The organism is Microbacterium sp. K35 (genome assembly GCF_004794375.1).
Lineage (GTDB): Bacteria > Actinomycetota > Actinomycetes > Actinomycetales > Microbacteriaceae > Microbacterium > Microbacterium sufflavum.
Genome location: NZ_SSDM01000349.1, coordinates 1 through 14,757 on the forward strand (window position 1 = coordinate 1; position 14,757 = coordinate 14,757).

The window sequence follows — 14,757 nt, forward strand, 5'->3', positions numbered from 1 at the left end:
GAGCGGGACGTCGCCCCGCGTCCAGCAGCCGGGCGACGTCCCGCTCGGAGGGGTGGCGCAGCAGCGACGGCTCGTGCGCGCCGTGGTGGCCGGGGTCGAGGAACGGGCCCTCGAGGTGCGAGCCGAGCACGTCGACGTCGGTCTCGGTGAGGTCGGCGATGGTCGCGACGCTCTCCGCCAGTGCGTCCAGCGTTCCGGTCACCAGCGAGATGACGGCGCGGGTCGTGCCGTGCGCGCGGTGCAGGTCGCGCCCGGTCCGGATCGCGTCGATGCCGTCGTCGTACGCGGCACCGGCGCCGCCGTGGCCGTGGATGTCGATGAAGCCGGGGGTCAGCACGGCGTCGGGACCTGCGGCCTCCGCCGCGTCGACCACCTGGTCCGCGGACTCCCACTCCGACCCGGTGCCGCGCGAGACGACGACGCCGTTCTCGATGCGGACCCATCCGTCGTCGGTGACCTCACCGCGGTCGACGATGCGGGCGGAGTGGACGACCAGCGAGCCGGTCGCGGAGGAGTGGGTGGTCAACGTTCGCTCCAGGGGATGTCAGCTGCGGGGTGGAAATCGACCCCCTCAGCCTTCCACAGCGGCGCGAGTCGTCCGACCCGCGCCCGGAACGACTCCCAGCTCCGACCGGCACCCTCGCGCGGGGACCACGCGACCTCGGCCTGGGCCGCCGCGCGGGGGAACACCAGCTGCTCGACCTCGTCGAGCGTGCGGGTGGTCTCCGACCACAGGGGCGCCTCCACGCCGAGGATCGCGGACTCCGGCACGTCGAGCACCGCGGTCGGCTCCCACTCGTAGGCGGAGCGGACGTCGATGATCGCCGCCCACGTGAGCCCCAGCGGGAAGTCCTCGGTGTACTTCATGTCGAGGTAGGTCACGTTCGCGGCGGACATGATCAGCGCGCCACCGCGCTCGACGAAGTGCGCGGCCTCCGCCGCGTGGGTGCCCTCCGGCGTGGTCTTGCCCCAGTACTGTCCGACGGTCCCCTCGGCGATGTTCGCGGCGGAGCCCATCTCGTGCCAGGCGACGGGGGTCTTGCCCTCCGCGACCACGATCGCCGTCGCGCGCTCGGCGAACAGGTCGAAGTCGGCCTGCGGGGTGCCGAGCGACTCGTCGCCGCCGATGTGGATGTACGGACCGGGCGTCATCTCGGCGAGCTCCCGGACGACGTCGCGCACGAAGTCGTAGGTGCGCTCCTCGTGGATGCGCACGCTGGAGTGGCCGACGCCCCATCCGAGATACGTCTCGCCGGCGACCGGGAGCGGCTGCCCGAGCCGCTCGGAGTCGGCGACGAGGGCGTCGTTCAGCACCGGCTCCTCGACGAGTTCCGGATAGGCGACGCCGATCGCGTGCGTGTGTCCGGGCAGGTCGATCTCGGGGATCACGATCATGTGCCGCGTCGCGGCGTAGGCGACGATCTCGCGGTAGTCGTCCTTCGTGTAGAAGCTGCCGGGGTGACCGTCGACCGAGGTCGTGGCCGCACGCTCGGTCAGCAGCGGCCAGGCGTCGATGTGTACCCGCCAGCCCTGGTCGTCGCTCAGGTGCAGGTGGAGGTGGTTGTACTTCAGGGCGCTCGTGCTGTCGATGAAGCGCTTCACGTCGTCGACGCCGAAGAAGTGGCGCGCCACGTCGAGCATCACGCCCCGGCGCGCGAACCGTGGGGCGTCGGCGATCTCCACGTGCGGCAGCGCCCAGCCTCCGGCGTCCTCGCGCAGCAGCTGCAGCAGCGTCTGGACGCCGTAGAACAGCCCGGCCTCGTCGGTGCCGGTGACCACCGCGCGGTCGTCGATCCGCAGCGTGTACCCCTCGGCAGCCGCGACACCGCTGTCGAGGCGCAGCTCGATGTCGGCCGGCCCTTCGGCGGCCGTTTCCAGCCGCAGGCCGGTGCGGCGCTCGACCGCGGCGGCGAGCTGCGCGGCGGCGGGGGAGGAGCCCTGGATGCGGGACCTGGAGGTGATCGCGAGGCGGCCGTCGCCGACGGTGGTGGAGGCGGGGGCGGGCACGAGGGGAAGCTCGAGAGGAAGGACCATGAACAAAACCTATCGGCCGCGGACGCCCAGGGGAACAGCGGAATCGAAACGATTCTGCGTGGCCGGTCGGGCACCCGCCGGCAGCGCGCTGTCCCGCTCCGCCGATCCGCTATGCTCGTAATCGTCGCGACTGGCGTCTGGGTGGACTACCACCGGGGAGCGACTGACCACGGAATTCGACCGCGCGCCTGGGCCGATGCGAACACCCCTCGAATCCGTCGTCAAAGGAGCACGTCATGACCGACCGTTACTTCAACGCCCCGCTCGCCGAGGTCGACCCGGAGATCGCCCAGGTCCTCGACCGCGAGCTGAAGCGTCAGCAGACCTTCCTCGAGATGATCGCCTCGGAGAACTTCGTCCCCGTCTCGGTGCTGCAGTCGCAGGGCTCCGTGCTGACCAACAAGTACGCCGAGGGCTACCCGGGCCGCCGCTACTACGGCGGGTGCGAAGAGGTCGACGTCGCCGAGTCGCTGGCGATCGAGCGGGCCAAGAGCCTCTTCGGTGCCGAGTTCGCCAACGTCCAGCCGCACTCCGGCGCGTCCGCCAACGCGGCCGTGCTGCACGCGATCGCCCGCCCCGGCGACACGCTCCTGGGCCTCTCGCTCGACCAGGGCGGGCACCTCACGCACGGCATGAAGATCAACTTCTCCGGCCGCCTGTACGACATCGTCGCCTACGGCGTGAACCCCGAGACCTCGACCATCGACATGGACGAGGTGCGTCGCCTCGCGCTCGAGCACAAGCCGAAGGTGATCATCGCCGGCTGGTCGGCGTACCCGCGCACGATGGACTTCGCGGCCTTCCGCGCGATCGCCGACGAGGTCGGTGCGGTGCTGTGGGTCGACATGGCGCACTTCGCCGGCCTCGTCGCCGCGGGTCTGCACCCCAACCCGGTCCCGCACGCGCACGTCGTCTCCTCGACCGTGCACAAGACGATCGGCGGCCCCCGCTCCGGCTTCATCCTGACGAACGACGCCGACATCGCCAAGAAGATCAACAGCGCGGTGTTCCCGGGCCAGCAGGGCGGTCCGCTCATGCACGTGATCGCCGCCAAGGCCACCGCGTTCAAGCTCGCCGGCACCCCCGAGTTCAAGGAGCGGCAGGAGCGCGTGCTCCGCGGCGCCGCCCTCATCGCCGAGCGCCTGTCGCAGCAGGACGTGCAGGACGCGGGCATCGCCGTGCGCTCCGGCGGCACCGACGTGCACCTCGTGCTGGTCGACCTGCGCGACGCGGAGATCGACGGCAAGCAGGCGGAAGACCTCCTGCACGACATCCACATCACCGTGAACCGCAACGCCGTGCCGAACGACCCGCGTCCGCCGATGGTGACCTCGGGCCTGCGCATCGGCACCCCGGCGCTCGCGACGCGCGGCTTCGGCGACGCGGAGTTCACCGAGGTGGCCGACATCATCGCGCTCGCGCTGCTGCCCGGCGCCGACGTGGAGGCCCTGCGCGCCCGCGTGGACGCGCTCGCCGCCGCCTTCCCGCTCTACCCCGACCTGCAGCAGTAGTCCCTCGCGCCGAGCGCACCGGATCCTGCCGAGTGCACGGCCTGCTCACGCGAGCGGGGCGTGCACTCGACGGGAAGCCCTGCACCCGGCGGGAGGGGAGAGAAGAAGAGGAATCACATGACCGCGAAGATCCTGGACGGGAAGGCCGCCGCGGCCGAGATCCGGGCCGAGCTGACCGAGCGGGTCGCCGCACTGAAGGAGCGCGGGATCACGCCGGGCATCGCGACCGTGCTCGTCGGTGCCGACCCGGCCTCGCAGCTGTACGTCGGCATGAAGCACCGGCAGTCCGAGGCGATCGGCATGAACTCGATCCAGCGCGAGCTGCCCGCCGACGCGACCCAGGAGGACGTCGAGGCGCTGATCGACGAGCTCAACGCCGACCCCGCCTGCCACGGCTACATCGTGCAGCTCCCGCTGCCGAAGCACCTCGACACCGACGCCATCCTGGAGCGGATCGACCCGGCGAAGGACGCCGACGGCCTGCACCCGACCAACCTCGGCCGGCTCGTGCTCAACGTCAACGCGCCCATCCACACGCCGCTGCCGTGCACGCCGCGCGGGGTGATCGAGCTGCTGCTGCGCAACGACTACGACCTGAAGGGGAAGCACGTGGTGGTGGTCGGCCGCGGCGTCACGATCGGCCGCTCGATCGGGCTGCTGCTGACCCGCCGCGACCTCAACGCCACCGTCACGCTCACCCACACCGGCACGGTCGACATGCCGCGCTACCTGCGGGAGGCCGACGTGATCGTGGCCGCCGCGGGCGTGAAGCACCTCATCCGCGCCGAGGACGTGAAGCCGGGCGCCGCCGTGCTCGACGTGGGCGTGACCCGCGAGACCGACCCGGAGACGGGCAAGAGCCTGGTGTTCGGCGATGTCGCGCCCGATGTGGCGGAGGTCGCCGGCTATCTGTCGCCCAACCCCGGCGGCGTCGGACCGATGACGGTGGCGCTGCTCATGACCAACGTGGTCGAAGCCGCCGAGCGCGCGGTCTGACACCGGCGGCCCGTCACCGCGGGATCGAGAAGGCGCCCCACCCGGCCGGGAGGGGCGCCTTCTCCATTCCGCAGCGCGAGGAGACGGTGCGAGGAGACGGTGCCGGCGGGAGGAGACGGGGCTCAGCGACCGTGCAGCGAGCTCTCGACGCCGCTGATGCGCGCCTGCTCGTCGAAACGGAACGTCGCGGTGCCGCTCGTGTCGACCACGGTCGCACCGGAGAACGCCTCGTCGGTCCACGTGAGCGTCCAGCCGGCCAGACGGGCGAGGTCCCACACCGACGTCCGGGCGTCGGGCAGCGCCGCACCGGAGAGCACGCGGGGGAGCGCGACCACGGCGTCGGCCACCGTGAGCGGCGCCAGCGGTGCGTCGAGGAGGAACACCGCGCGCGTGCCGCCGTCGACCGGCGCGGAGTAGTACGGGGAGCGCCCGGTCAGCTCGACCGCGACCCCGCCGACCGTGTGCGCCGCCTGCGCGATCCAGTCCGCGTCGCCCGAGGCCTCGGCCGGGAACGGCACCTCGGGGGAGGTCAGCTCGGCGACCCCGTGCTCGGTGCCGTACGCGCGCAGCTGGGCCGCGACACCCTGGGGGTCGCCCTGCGGGTGCGCCCACGCCCACAGCAGCGAGCGCGGCCCCGGGGCGATCGTCGCGATCAGGTGGGCGCGGGTCACCAGCTGCCGCGTGGGATCCGCGTTCGCCGTGAACGTGAGCGTGCCCGCAGTCAGGTCGGCATCCCAGCGGTGCTCGCCGAGCGCATCGGCAGCCGCGGAGAGGGCGTCCTGGCGGAGCGCGGTGAACAGGGCGGCACGGTCGGCGAGCGGCTGGAGGGCGGCGAAGGTCATGCCCCCAGTCTCCCCGTGATTGCTATGAATCCGCCACCTCGGCGCGGGCCGGAGCGACCGCCGCCGCCGGTCGTCCCATCCGCCAGACGCTGGGGACCGCGAGCGTCGTCAGGGCGATCGCGCCGTATACCGCGCCGGACGCGATCAGCACGGTGGCCGGATCGGCCTGGGTGATCAGCCAGCCGTACACGAGCGTGCCGATCGGCATCACCACGAAGCTGCCCAGCATGTCGTAGCTGGCGACGCGCGAGAGCTTCTCGCCGGGCACGTTCTCCATCATCGCGAGGTTCCAGCCCGTCGCGAACACCTCGGCTCCGGCCCCCGCGAGGAACGCGGCCATCGCCAGCAGCACCACCCCTGGATGCACGCCGAGCACGGTGAGCGGGATCGCGAACGCGGCCATCCCGATCATCCCGTAGCGCAGCGGACGCCGCAGCGGCACCCACATCAGCAGCAGCGTCATCAGCAGCACGCCGACGCCCTCCGCGCTGAGCACCCACCCCCAGCCGGTGATGCCGAGCCGGTCGTCGTTCTTCGCGATGTAGGGCCCCACCACCCCCCACGCCCCGACGTGGATCGCGTTCATGATCATGAAGGCCAGCACGATGGTCCACAGCCAACTGCGGCTCCAGAACTCGTGCCACCCGATCCGCAGGTCGTGGAACATCGTGGTGCCGCCCTCCGCGGCGGGCGGAGGCAGCTTCACGAGCGCGAGGACCGGGATCGCGACCAGCCAGCCCGCAGCCTGCACCACCATGGCCCACGCGGGGCCGGCGGCCGCGACCACGACACCCGCGATGACCGGTCCGCCGATCGTGACGGCCGACCGCACGAACGACAGCATCGCGTTCGCCTGCTGCAGGTGCTCCGGGGTGGTCAGCTGCGGGATGATGCCCTGCATCGCCGGGAGCACGAACGCGGTGGAGGCGCCGTTGACCACCGACAGGATCGCCAGCAGGGGGACCGTCGCGGTGCCGGTGAAGAGCAGGGCGGCCATCGCGCCGATCGACAGGATGTCGACGACGTAGCAGGACTGGATGATGAGCGCGCGCGGCAGGCGGTCGGCGACGACCCCGCCGAACAGCACGAACACGATGTTGCTGACGGTGAACGCGGCCAGCACGATCGACAGCGACCGGGCGTCGTTGTCGATCTCCAGCACCGCGAAGGCCAGCGCGATCGACGACATCGAGCCGGTGATCATCGTGATCGCCCGCGCCAGGAAGAACCAGCGGAAGTTGCGGTCCTGCATCGCCGCGAGACCGCGGATCATCGGGACGCCTCGCTGCTGTGCACCGAGTCATCCTGCCACGGATCACGCGGCGCGGCGGGTCAGTAGCTGGAGCGCGGTGTGCCGTCCGTGCCGATGAAGCGCGTGGCCAGGGCCTCGGACGCCCGGGCGAGCAGCGCCACGTCGGCGCCCACCGCCACGAAGTCCGCGCCCGCCGCGAGGTAGGCGTCGGCCGCGGCGGGGTCGAACGCGTTCACGCCCACCGGCTTCCCGGCGTCGTGCACGGCCGTGAACACCCGCTCCACCGCGGCGACGACGTCGGGATGCGTCTGCTGGCCGAGCAGCCCCATCGACGCGGACAGGTCGGACGGGCCGACGAACACGGCATCGACGCCGTCGACCGCCGCGATGTCGGCCGCGGCCTCCACCCCCGCGGTCGTCTCGATCTGCACCGTGAGCGAGGTGTGCTGCGCCGACTCCTGCAGGTACCGCTCGACGCGGTTCCACCGGGCGCTGCGGGCCAGGGCGCTGCCGACGCCGCGCACCCCCTCCGGCGGGTAGCGGGTCGCGGACACGGCGGCGCGGGCCTCCTCGGCGGACGAGACCATCGGCACGATCAGATTCTGCGCGCCGAGGTCGAGGATCTGCTTCAGCGCGACCGCATCGTTGAAGGGGGCTCGCACGAGCGGGGTGACCGGGTACGCCGCGACCGCCTGGAGCTGGAGGAGCACCGACTCGAGCGTGTTGGCAGAGTGCTCCATGTCGATCAGGAGCCAGTCCAGGCCGGAGCCCGCCGCCACCTCGGCGAGCAGCGGGCTGCCGGAGCACACCCACATCCCCACGAACGGCCGGTCGGACTCCGCGAGCTGTGCGCGGAACGACGGGGCTAGACGAAGCGGCATGTGATGGTTCCCATCGGTCCGTAGTCGCACAGCACCTCGTCGCCGCGCGACACCCACATCGGGCGCGTGAACGATCCTGCCAGGATGATCTCGCCAGGCTCCAGCCGCGCGCCGTGCTGGTGGAACTTGTTCGCGAGCCACGCGACGCCGGTGGCGGGGTGCCCGAGGACGCCGGCGGCCACGCCCGTCTCCTCGATCTCGCCGTTGCGCGACAGCACACCCGGCACCCAGCGCAGATCGATCTCATCGGGGCGCTTGCGCACGGTCCCCAGCACCATCGCCCCGTAGGCGGCGTTGTCGCTGATCGTGTCGACGATCGTGCGGCCCTCCAGCTCGATGTGCGAGTTGAGCACCTCCAGCGCGGGGACCGCGTAGTCGATCGCGGCCAGGGCGTCGTCCAGCGTGCAGTCCGGACCCTCCAGGGGTTCCTTCAGCACGAAGGCGAGCTCGACCTCGATGCGCACGTTCGAGAAGTGCGCGGTCGGGATCTCGGCGCCGGACTCGTAGACGGTGTCGTCGAACATGACGCCGTAGTCGGGCTCGGTGATGCCCGTCGCCTGCTGCATGGCCTTCGAGGTCAGCCCGATCTTGCGGCCCACCAGCCGGCGCCCCGCCGCGACCTGCGAGTCGCGCCACACGCCCTGGATCGCGTAGGAGTCCTCGACGGTGGCCTCCGGGTACCGCGCGGTGATGCGCGGGATCACGCCGTGCGTGCGGTCGGCCTCGGTGAGCTCCGCCGCGATCTGCGCGATCGTCTCCTCAGACAGCATCCGTGCCCCCTAGAGCTGGTGGCCCAGCTTGTACTCGCCCTGCTTGTACTCGGGCATCGAGCCCTCGCCCTCGTCGGCACGCGTGTACGAGAAGCCGTCGGCGCCGATCGTGACCGCCATCTCGCTGGAGTCCGTGCGGGCGACGACCGGCTGCGGGTTGCCGTCGAGGTCGAGCACGAGCGACGCGTCGGTGTACCAGGACGGCACGACCGGGGTGCCCCACCAGTCGCGGCGCTGGTTGTCGTGCACGTCCCACGTGACCACGGGGTTGTCGGGGTCGCCCGTGTAGTAGTCCTGCGTGTAGATCTCGACGCGGTGGCCGTCGGGGTCGCGCAGGTAGAGGTAGAACGCGTTCGAGACGCCGTGACGGCCGGGGCCCCGCTCGATCGCGTCGGAGCGGCGGAGCGCGCCGAGCTTGTCGCAGATCGCGAGGATGTTGTGCTTCTCGTGCGTCGCGAAGGCGACGTGGTGCATGCGCGGGCCGTCGCCGCCGGTCGCGGCGGTGTCGTGCACGGTGGGCTTGCGGCGCATCCACGCGGCGTACACGGTGCCCTCGTCGTCCTGGATGTCCTCCGTCACGCGGAAGCCGAGGTCCTGGTAGTGGCGCACGGCGCGCGGCACGTCCGGGGTGACCTGGTTGAAGTGGTCGAGGCGCACGAGCTCACCCGGGGTGTGCAGGTCGTACCGCCAGGACAGGCGCTCGACGTGGTCGGTGGCGAAGAAGAACTCGTACGGGAAGCCGAGCGGGTCGACCACGCGCACGGAGTCGCCGATGCCCTTCACGAACCCGTCCTCCTTGCGGCGCACGTCGCAGCCGAGCTCGGTGTAGAACTCCACGGCGCGGTCGAGGTCCTCGGCCGAACGCACCCGGTACGAGAACGCGGCCACCGCGGCGATCGGGCCCTGGCGCAGCACCAGGTTGTGGTGGATGAACTCCTCGGTGGAGCGCAGGTAGATGGCCTCGTCGTCCTCCTCGGTCACGTATAGGCCGAGGATGTCGACGTAGAACTGGCGCGAGGCGGCCAGGTCGGTCACCACGAGCTCCATGTACGCGCAGCGCAGGATGTCGGGCGGGGTGCTCTTCGGCGTCGCGACGGGGTTGTCGGACTCGATCGGAGCCTCCTGGCTCACGTAGTACCCCGAGGAGGTCAGCGTCTTCTTGGTCTTGTCGGTCATGTCAGCGTCCTTGCTCGTGCGACGGGTGTCAGTTCTTGCCGAAGGTCGGGTTGTGGGGCGTGGAGGCGAGCGTGATGTGCACGCTCTGCTGGTCGGTGTAGAAGTCGATCGAGCGGTAGCCGCCCTCGTGGCCGAGGCCCGACGCCTTCACCCCGCCGAACGGGGTGCGCAGGTCGCGCACGTTGTTGCTGTTCAGCCACACCATGCCCGCCTCGACCGACTGCGCGAACGTGTGCGCGCGCTTGAGGTCGTTGGTCCAGATGTACGCCGCGAGCCCGTACTTGGTGTTGTTCGCGAGCGCGAGCGCCTCCTCGTCGGAGTCGAACGGGGTGATGGCGACCACCGGGCCGAAGATCTCCTCCTGGAAGATGCGGGCGTCGGGGGAGACATCGGCGAACACGGTCGGCGCGACGAAGTTGCCCTCCTCGAAGCCCTCGGGGCGGCCGCCACCGGCGACCAGACGCCCCTCGGACTTGCCGATCTCGACGTAGCTCATCACCTTGTCGTAGTGCTCGGGGTGAACGAGCGCGCCGACCTCGGTCGCGGGGTCGTGCGGGTAGCCCACCTTCACGCGCTTCGCCTGGGCGGCGTAGCGCTCCACGAACTCGTCGTAGATCGACCGCTCGACGATGATGCGCGACCCGGCGGTGCAGCGCTCGCCGTTGAGGGAGAAGACGCCGAAGATGGTCGCGTCGACCGCGGCCTCCAGGTCGGCGTCGGCGAACACCACGGCGGGCGACTTGCCGCCGAGCTCCATCGACAGTCCCTTGAGGAACGGAGCGGCGTTGCCGAAGATGATCTGCCCGGTGCGGCTCTCGCCCGTGAACGAGATGAGCGGCACGTCGGGGTGCTTCACGAGGGCGTCACCCGCGTCTTCACCCAGGCCGTTGACGAGGTTGAACACGCCCTGCGGCAGCCCGGCCTCCTCGAAGATGCCCGCCCACAGCGAGGCGGACAGCGGCGTGAACTCGGCCGGCTTCAGCACGACCGTGTTGCCGGTCGCGAGCGCGGGACCCAGCTTCCACGACTCGAGCATGAACGGCGTGTTCCACGGGGTGATGAGCCCGGCGACGCCGATCGGCTTGCGGTTGACGTAGTTCATCTGCTTGCCGGGCACCTTGAACGCGTCGTCGGCCTGCGCCACGATCAGGTCGGCGAAGAAGCGGAAGTTCTCGGCGGCGCGGCGGGCCTGACCCAGCGCCTGCGTGATCGGCAGACCCGAGTCGTACGACTCCAGCTCGGCGAGGCGGGCGTCGCGCGACTCGACGATGTCGGCGATGCGGTGCAGAACGCGCGAGCGCTCGCGGGGGAGCATGCGCGGCCAGGGCCCCTCGTCGAACGCGCGCTTGGCGGCGGCGACGGCGAGGTCGATGTCGGCCTTCTTGCCGGCGGCGGCCGTGGTGTAGGTCTGGTTCGTCACCGGGTCGAGCACGTCGAACGTGTCGCCGTCGACCGAGTCGACGAAGGAGCCGTCGATGTAGTGCTGGATGTGGTCGGGCAGGTCGGCGGGGATGCGGGAGTCGGTCATGATGCTTCTCCTTCGGCGGGGACGGAACGGGTGTGCAGCGCATCGAGGAACGCGTCCCTCGTGCGCCAGCGGTGGTTGCGGGCGGCGAGCTCGATTTCCAGCGGCTCGGCGCCGTCGCGGATCAGCTCGAGGATCTGGGCGTGCTCGTCCACGGAGTGGTGCGCACGGCCGGGCACGTAGGCGAACGTGGAGTCACGGATGCCGGACAGCCGGGCCCAGCCGCGGTGCACGAGGTCGAGCAGGTGCGGGTTGGGGCACGGCTCGAACAGCACCGAGTGGAACTGGCGGTTCAGCTCCGTGAACGCGTGCGGGTCGAAGTGGTCGAGCAGCCGGGCCATGCGGTCGTTGACCTCGGCGGCCTCGGCGAGGGCGTCGGCGTCGAGCAGGGGAGCGGACAGCGCGGTCGCCGCGCCCTCCACCAGCCCGAGCGTCTGCATCGTGTGGGCGTACTCGCCCTCGTCGACGAGGGTCACCCGGGCGCCCACGTTCCGCTCGAACGTCACGAGCCCCTCGGCCTCCAGTCGGCGGATGGCCTCGCGCACCGGCACCACGCTCATGCCCAGCTCGTCGGCGATCGGGCCGAGCACCAGGCGGTAGCCAGGGCCGTAGGTGTGCGCGGAGATGCGCGAGCGGATCCAGGCGTACGCCTGCTCCGACTTGCTCGCGCTCTCGACCGTGCTCACCGCTGGTCCTTCCCGGCCCCGGTGGCCTGCTCGTAGCGGGCGCGCCACTCGGCGTTCAGCGGGAAGAGACCGTCGACCGGGTGGCCGGCGGCGACCTGCTCGGCGATCCAGGCGTCCTCGACCTCCTGCGCGATCGCGTCGGCGGCGACCTCGGCCGCCAGAGCCGGCGGGATCACGATCACGCCGTCGCCGTCGCCCACGATGATGTCGCCGGGCTGCACGGTCGCGCCGCCGCACGAGATGGTCACATCGACGTCCCACGGCACGTGCTTGCGGCCGAGCACCGAGGGGTGCGCGCCCTGCGAGAACACGGGGAGCCCGATCTCGGCGACCGCGTCGAAGTCGCGCACGCCGCCGTCGGTCACGACGCCCGCGGCCCCGCGATTCTGCGCCCGCAGCGCGAGGATGTCGCCCAGCGTGCCGGTGGTGGCGTCGCCCCGGGCCTCGATCACGATGACCTCGCCCTCGGCGACCGCGTCGAACGCGCGCTTCTGGGCGTTGTATCCGCCGCCGTGCGAACGGAACAGGTCTTCGCGGAACGGCACGAAGCGCAGCGTCTTCGCGGTGCCGACGATCTTGGTGCCGGGGAGGTTCGCCGAGACGCCGTCGATGAAGCAGGAGTGGTGGCCGCGCTTGCGCAGCTGAGCCGACAGCCCGGCGGTCGGAGCCTCGAGCAGCTGGGCGCGCAGCTCGGGCGTGAGCGTGGGTGTGTCCTCTTCCGGCGGCAGGCCCGCCTCCTCGCGGGAGCCCCACGCCTCGGTGCGCTGCAGGTCGTCGACGGCGGGAAGGGAGCCGAGGTCGCGGTCGAACGGCACCTCGCCCTGCGTCACCGTGGTCACCAGGCGGCCGGAGCTCGGAGCGCCGGGCGCGTCCGGCGCGTCGACCTCGACCTCGACCACGTCGCCCGGCACGATCACGGACGAGCCCGCCGGGGTGCCGGTGAGGATCACGTCGCCGGGCTCGAGGGTGAAGTGCTGCGACAGGTCGGCGACGAGCTGGGCGAGCGGGAAGATCAGTCCGGCGGTGGTGTCGTCCTGCCGGAGCTCGCCGTTGACCCAGGTGCGCACGCGGAGAGCGGCGGGATCGACCGTGCGGGCGTCGATGAGCTCGGGGCCCAGGGGCGTGTAGCCGTCGCCGCCCTTGGAGCGGACGTTGGAGCCCTTGTCGTTCGCGCGCAGGTCGTACAGGCCCAGGTCGTTCGACGCGGTGACCGCGCCGACGTGGTCCCACGCATCGGCGAGCGAGACGTGGCGCGCCGCGGTGCCGATCACGAGAGCGATCTCGCCCTCGAAGGCGAGCAGCTCGGTGCCGGCCGGGCGCTCGACCGTGCCGCCGGAGACGCCGACCGAGCTGGCGGGCTTGAAGAAGTAGGAGGGAGCGGCGGGGCGGCGGCCGCGCTGGTCGGCGCGGGACGCGTAGCTCAGGTGGATCGCGATGATCTTGCCGGGGCGGGTGATGGGTTCCGTCACGGGGGCGCCTCCTCGCGCTCGGTGCATGTCGTGCCGGACGCGTTGTGCGTCGTATCCGAAATCATATATCATCGTGTCACCCCTCGGCAAGCACATCGGATTCACGTCCGCGCACGCCGTGACAATGCGGTCACAAGCAAAGGAGACACCCCATGAGCGGGCAGTCACAGGATGGGTTCACGCCCACCGGAACCATCGCGACGGCGGCCGACCGGCGCCGCGTCGTGTTCGCCACCGTCGTCGGGACCACCGTCGAGTGGTACGACTTCTTCATCTACGCCACGGCGGTCGGGCTCGTCTTCGGACAGCTCTTCTTCGCGCCGCTCGGCGCCAACAGCGCCCTGGTCGGCTTCGCCACGGTCGGCGTCAGCTTCCTGTTCCGTCCGCTCGGCGCGTTCCTCGCCGGCCACTTCGGCGACAAGCTCGGGCGCAAGGCCGTGCTCATGTGGACGCTCATCCTCATGGGCGCCGCGACCGCGCTGATCGGTGTACTGCCGACCTACGAGACCATCGGCGTGATGGCACCGATCCTGCTCGTGCTGCTGCGCATCGTGCAGGGCATCTCGGCCGGTGGCGAGTGGGGTGGCGCAGTGCTGATGGCCGTCGAGCACGCCCCGCGCAAGAAGCGCGGCATCTTCGGCGCCTCGCCGCAGATCGGTGTGCCGCTCGGACTGCTGCTCGCCTCCGGCGTCATGGCGCTCATGACGGCGATCGCCCCCGGCGACCAGTTCCTCGCGTGGGGCTGGCGCGTGCCGTTCCTGCTCAGCGTGGTGCTGATCCTCGTCGGCTACTACGTGCGCCGCCGCGTGGAGGAGAGCCCGGTCTTCGCCGAGCTCGCCGAGCGCAAGGAGAAGGCGAAGATGCCCATCGTGCAGCTGTTCCGCAAGCACGCGCTGCTCGTGATCATCGCGGCGCTCGTCTTCGCCGGCAACAACGCGGTCGGCTACATGACCACGGGCGGCTACATCCAGGGCTACGCCACCAACCCGGAGGGCCCGATCGGCCTCGAGCGCGGACCCGTGCTGTGGGCCGTCACCGGCTCGGCGGTGACCTGGCTGCTCACGACGCTGCTGGCGGGCTGGGTGTCGGACCGCCTCGGCCGTCGCACCACCTACCTCATCGGCTGGGTGCTGCAGCTGGTCGGCGTGTTCACGCTCTTCCCGCTCGTGAACACCGGCGAGATCGGCCTGCTGTTCGCCGGGCTCGCGATCCTCACGATCGGGCTCGGCTTCACGTACGGCCCGCAGGCCGCGCTCTACACCGAGCTGTTCCCGGCGAGCATCCGCTTCTCCGGCGTCTCGATCTCGTACGCGATCGGGGCCATCGCGGGCGGCGCGTTCGCGCCCCTGATCGCCACCGCGATCGTCGCGGAGACCGGTTCGACCGCGGGCGTCACCTGGTACCTCGTGGGCATGACCCTGCTGGGTCTGATCGCGACGCTCCTGCTGCGCGACCGCTCCGGCATCCCGCTGGGGCCGGATCACGAGGAGGAGCAGGCGGTCAGCCCGATCCGCGGTCTCGCGAAGGCCTGACGCGGGTCGGCTCGCCGCCGAGGGCGCCCGGCTGCCGGAGGGCGGCCGGGCGCCCTCTTATGTGTGCCCGGTGCGGCGCGCCC

General features: G+C 71.3%; 12 protein-coding genes, 1 pseudogene and 1 riboswitch. Of the genes and pseudogenes, 3 read left to right on the forward strand and 10 right to left on the reverse strand.

Annotation, left to right across the window (positions count from 1 at the left end):
- Together DW299_RS14040 and DW299_RS14045 are read right to left on the reverse strand one after the other, a co-directional pair.
- A pseudogene (locus DW299_RS14040) lies at window positions 1-526 on the reverse strand (N-acetylglucosamine-6-phosphate deacetylase); the annotation flags it as partial.
- Window positions 523-2,034, reverse strand: a complete 1,512-nt coding sequence (locus DW299_RS14045; RefSeq protein WP_136036956.1) for a beta-N-acetylhexosaminidase — start codon at window positions 2,032-2,034, stop codon at window positions 523-525. The gene DW299_RS14045 and the pseudogene DW299_RS14040, both read right to left, overlap by 4 nt.
- 116 nt (window positions 2,035-2,150) lie before the next feature.
- Window positions 2,151-2,235, forward strand: a riboswitch (ZMP/ZTP riboswitch).
- Between the two features lie 35 nt (window positions 2,236-2,270).
- Between DW299_RS14045 and glyA the strand changes: the two genes are divergently transcribed.
- Both glyA and DW299_RS14055 read left to right on the forward strand, forming a co-directional pair.
- A complete protein-coding gene (gene glyA, locus DW299_RS14050; RefSeq protein ID WP_136033951.1) occupies window positions 2,271-3,545 on the forward strand; it encodes a serine hydroxymethyltransferase in 1,275 nt (424 codons plus the stop codon).
- Window positions 3,546-3,662: 117 nt separating this feature from the next.
- The gene (locus DW299_RS14055; protein ID WP_136033953.1) at window positions 3,663-4,541 is read left to right on the forward strand and encodes a bifunctional methylenetetrahydrofolate dehydrogenase/methenyltetrahydrofolate cyclohydrolase; all 879 of its coding nucleotides are present in this window, start codon (window positions 3,663-3,665) and stop codon (window positions 4,539-4,541) included.
- Window positions 4,542-4,663: 122 nt separating this feature from the next.
- Here the strand turns inward: DW299_RS14055 and DW299_RS14060 are convergent, their stop codons facing one another.
- Genes DW299_RS14060 through DW299_RS14095 form a run of 8 tightly spaced genes read right to left on the reverse strand, consistent with a single transcriptional unit; the run spans window position 4,664 to window position 13,169 of the window.
- Window positions 4,664-5,383 (reverse strand): DUF6882 domain-containing protein, encoded by a 720-nt coding sequence (locus DW299_RS14060; RefSeq protein WP_136036957.1) that lies wholly within the window; start codon window positions 5,381-5,383, stop codon window positions 4,664-4,666.
- A 22-nt stretch (window positions 5,384-5,405) separates the two neighbouring features.
- Window positions 5,406-6,656, reverse strand: a complete 1,251-nt coding sequence (locus DW299_RS14065; RefSeq protein WP_136036958.1) for an MFS transporter — start codon at window positions 6,654-6,656, stop codon at window positions 5,406-5,408.
- Window positions 6,657-6,715: 59 nt separating this feature from the next.
- On the reverse strand, window positions 6,716-7,516 hold the full coding sequence (locus DW299_RS14070; RefSeq protein WP_136036959.1) for an HpcH/HpaI aldolase family protein: 801 nt from the start codon (window positions 7,514-7,516) through the stop codon (window positions 6,716-6,718).
- Window positions 7,501-8,286 carry a fumarylacetoacetate hydrolase family protein gene (locus DW299_RS14075; protein WP_136036960.1) on the reverse strand — a complete coding sequence of 262 codons (786 nt, stop codon included), beginning with the start codon at window positions 8,284-8,286 and terminating at the stop codon, window positions 7,501-7,503. Before DW299_RS14075 ends, DW299_RS14070 begins: the two co-directional genes overlap by 16 nt.
- A 9-nt stretch (window positions 8,287-8,295) precedes the next feature.
- Window positions 8,296-9,462: a 3,4-dihydroxyphenylacetate 2,3-dioxygenase gene (hpaD, locus tag DW299_RS14080; RefSeq protein WP_136036961.1), complete on the reverse strand. Its 1,167-nt coding sequence runs from the start codon at window positions 9,460-9,462 to the stop codon at window positions 8,296-8,298.
- Between the two features lie 28 nt (window positions 9,463-9,490).
- Complete coding sequence (hpaE, locus tag DW299_RS14085; protein ID WP_136033965.1) at window positions 9,491-10,990, reverse strand: 5-carboxymethyl-2-hydroxymuconate semialdehyde dehydrogenase; 1,500 nt, start codon at window positions 10,988-10,990, stop codon at window positions 9,491-9,493.
- Complete coding sequence (locus DW299_RS14090; RefSeq protein ID WP_136033966.1) at window positions 10,987-11,673, reverse strand: GntR family transcriptional regulator; 687 nt, start codon at window positions 11,671-11,673, stop codon at window positions 10,987-10,989. The genes hpaE and DW299_RS14090 overlap by 4 nt, the downstream gene beginning before the upstream one ends.
- Window positions 11,670-13,169: a fumarylacetoacetate hydrolase family protein gene (locus DW299_RS14095; protein ID WP_136036962.1), complete on the reverse strand. Its 1,500-nt coding sequence runs from the start codon at window positions 13,167-13,169 to the stop codon at window positions 11,670-11,672. The genes DW299_RS14090 and DW299_RS14095 overlap by 4 nt, the downstream gene beginning before the upstream one ends.
- Window positions 13,170-13,294: 125 nt before the next feature.
- Here DW299_RS14095 and DW299_RS14100 point away from each other — a divergent pair, with 125 nt between their 5' ends.
- Window positions 13,295-14,674 (forward strand): MFS transporter, encoded by a 1,380-nt coding sequence (locus tag DW299_RS14100; protein WP_136036963.1) that lies wholly within the window; start codon window positions 13,295-13,297, stop codon window positions 14,672-14,674.
- Window positions 14,675-14,757 lie beyond the last annotated feature (83 nt).

Coding starts and splice junctions, on each gene's coding strand:
- DW299_RS14045 (WP_136036956.1), bottom strand. CDS start 2,034: ATGGTCCTTCCTCTCGAGCTTCCCCTCGTGCCCGCCCCCGCCTCCACC.
- glyA (WP_136033951.1), top strand. CDS start 2,271: ATGACCGACCGTTACTTCAACGCCCCGCTCGCCGAGGTCGACCCGGAG.
- DW299_RS14055 (WP_136033953.1), top strand. CDS start 3,663: ATGACCGCGAAGATCCTGGACGGGAAGGCCGCCGCGGCCGAGATCCGG.
- DW299_RS14060 (WP_136036957.1), bottom strand. CDS start 5,383: ATGACCTTCGCCGCCCTCCAGCCGCTCGCCGACCGTGCCGCCCTGTTC.
- DW299_RS14065 (WP_136036958.1), bottom strand. CDS start 6,656: ATGATCCGCGGTCTCGCGGCGATGCAGGACCGCAACTTCCGCTGGTTC.
- DW299_RS14070 (WP_136036959.1), bottom strand. CDS start 7,516: ATGCCGCTTCGTCTAGCCCCGTCGTTCCGCGCACAGCTCGCGGAGTCC.
- DW299_RS14075 (WP_136036960.1), bottom strand. CDS start 8,286: ATGCTGTCTGAGGAGACGATCGCGCAGATCGCGGCGGAGCTCACCGAG.
- hpaD (WP_136036961.1), bottom strand. CDS start 9,462: ATGACCGACAAGACCAAGAAGACGCTGACCTCCTCGGGGTACTACGTG.
- hpaE (WP_136033965.1), bottom strand. CDS start 10,990: ATGACCGACTCCCGCATCCCCGCCGACCTGCCCGACCACATCCAGCAC.
- DW299_RS14095 (WP_136036962.1), bottom strand. CDS start 13,169: ATGCACCGAGCGCGAGGAGGCGCCCCCGTGACGGAACCCATCACCCGC.
- DW299_RS14100 (WP_136036963.1), top strand. CDS start 13,295: ATGAGCGGGCAGTCACAGGATGGGTTCACGCCCACCGGAACCATCGCG.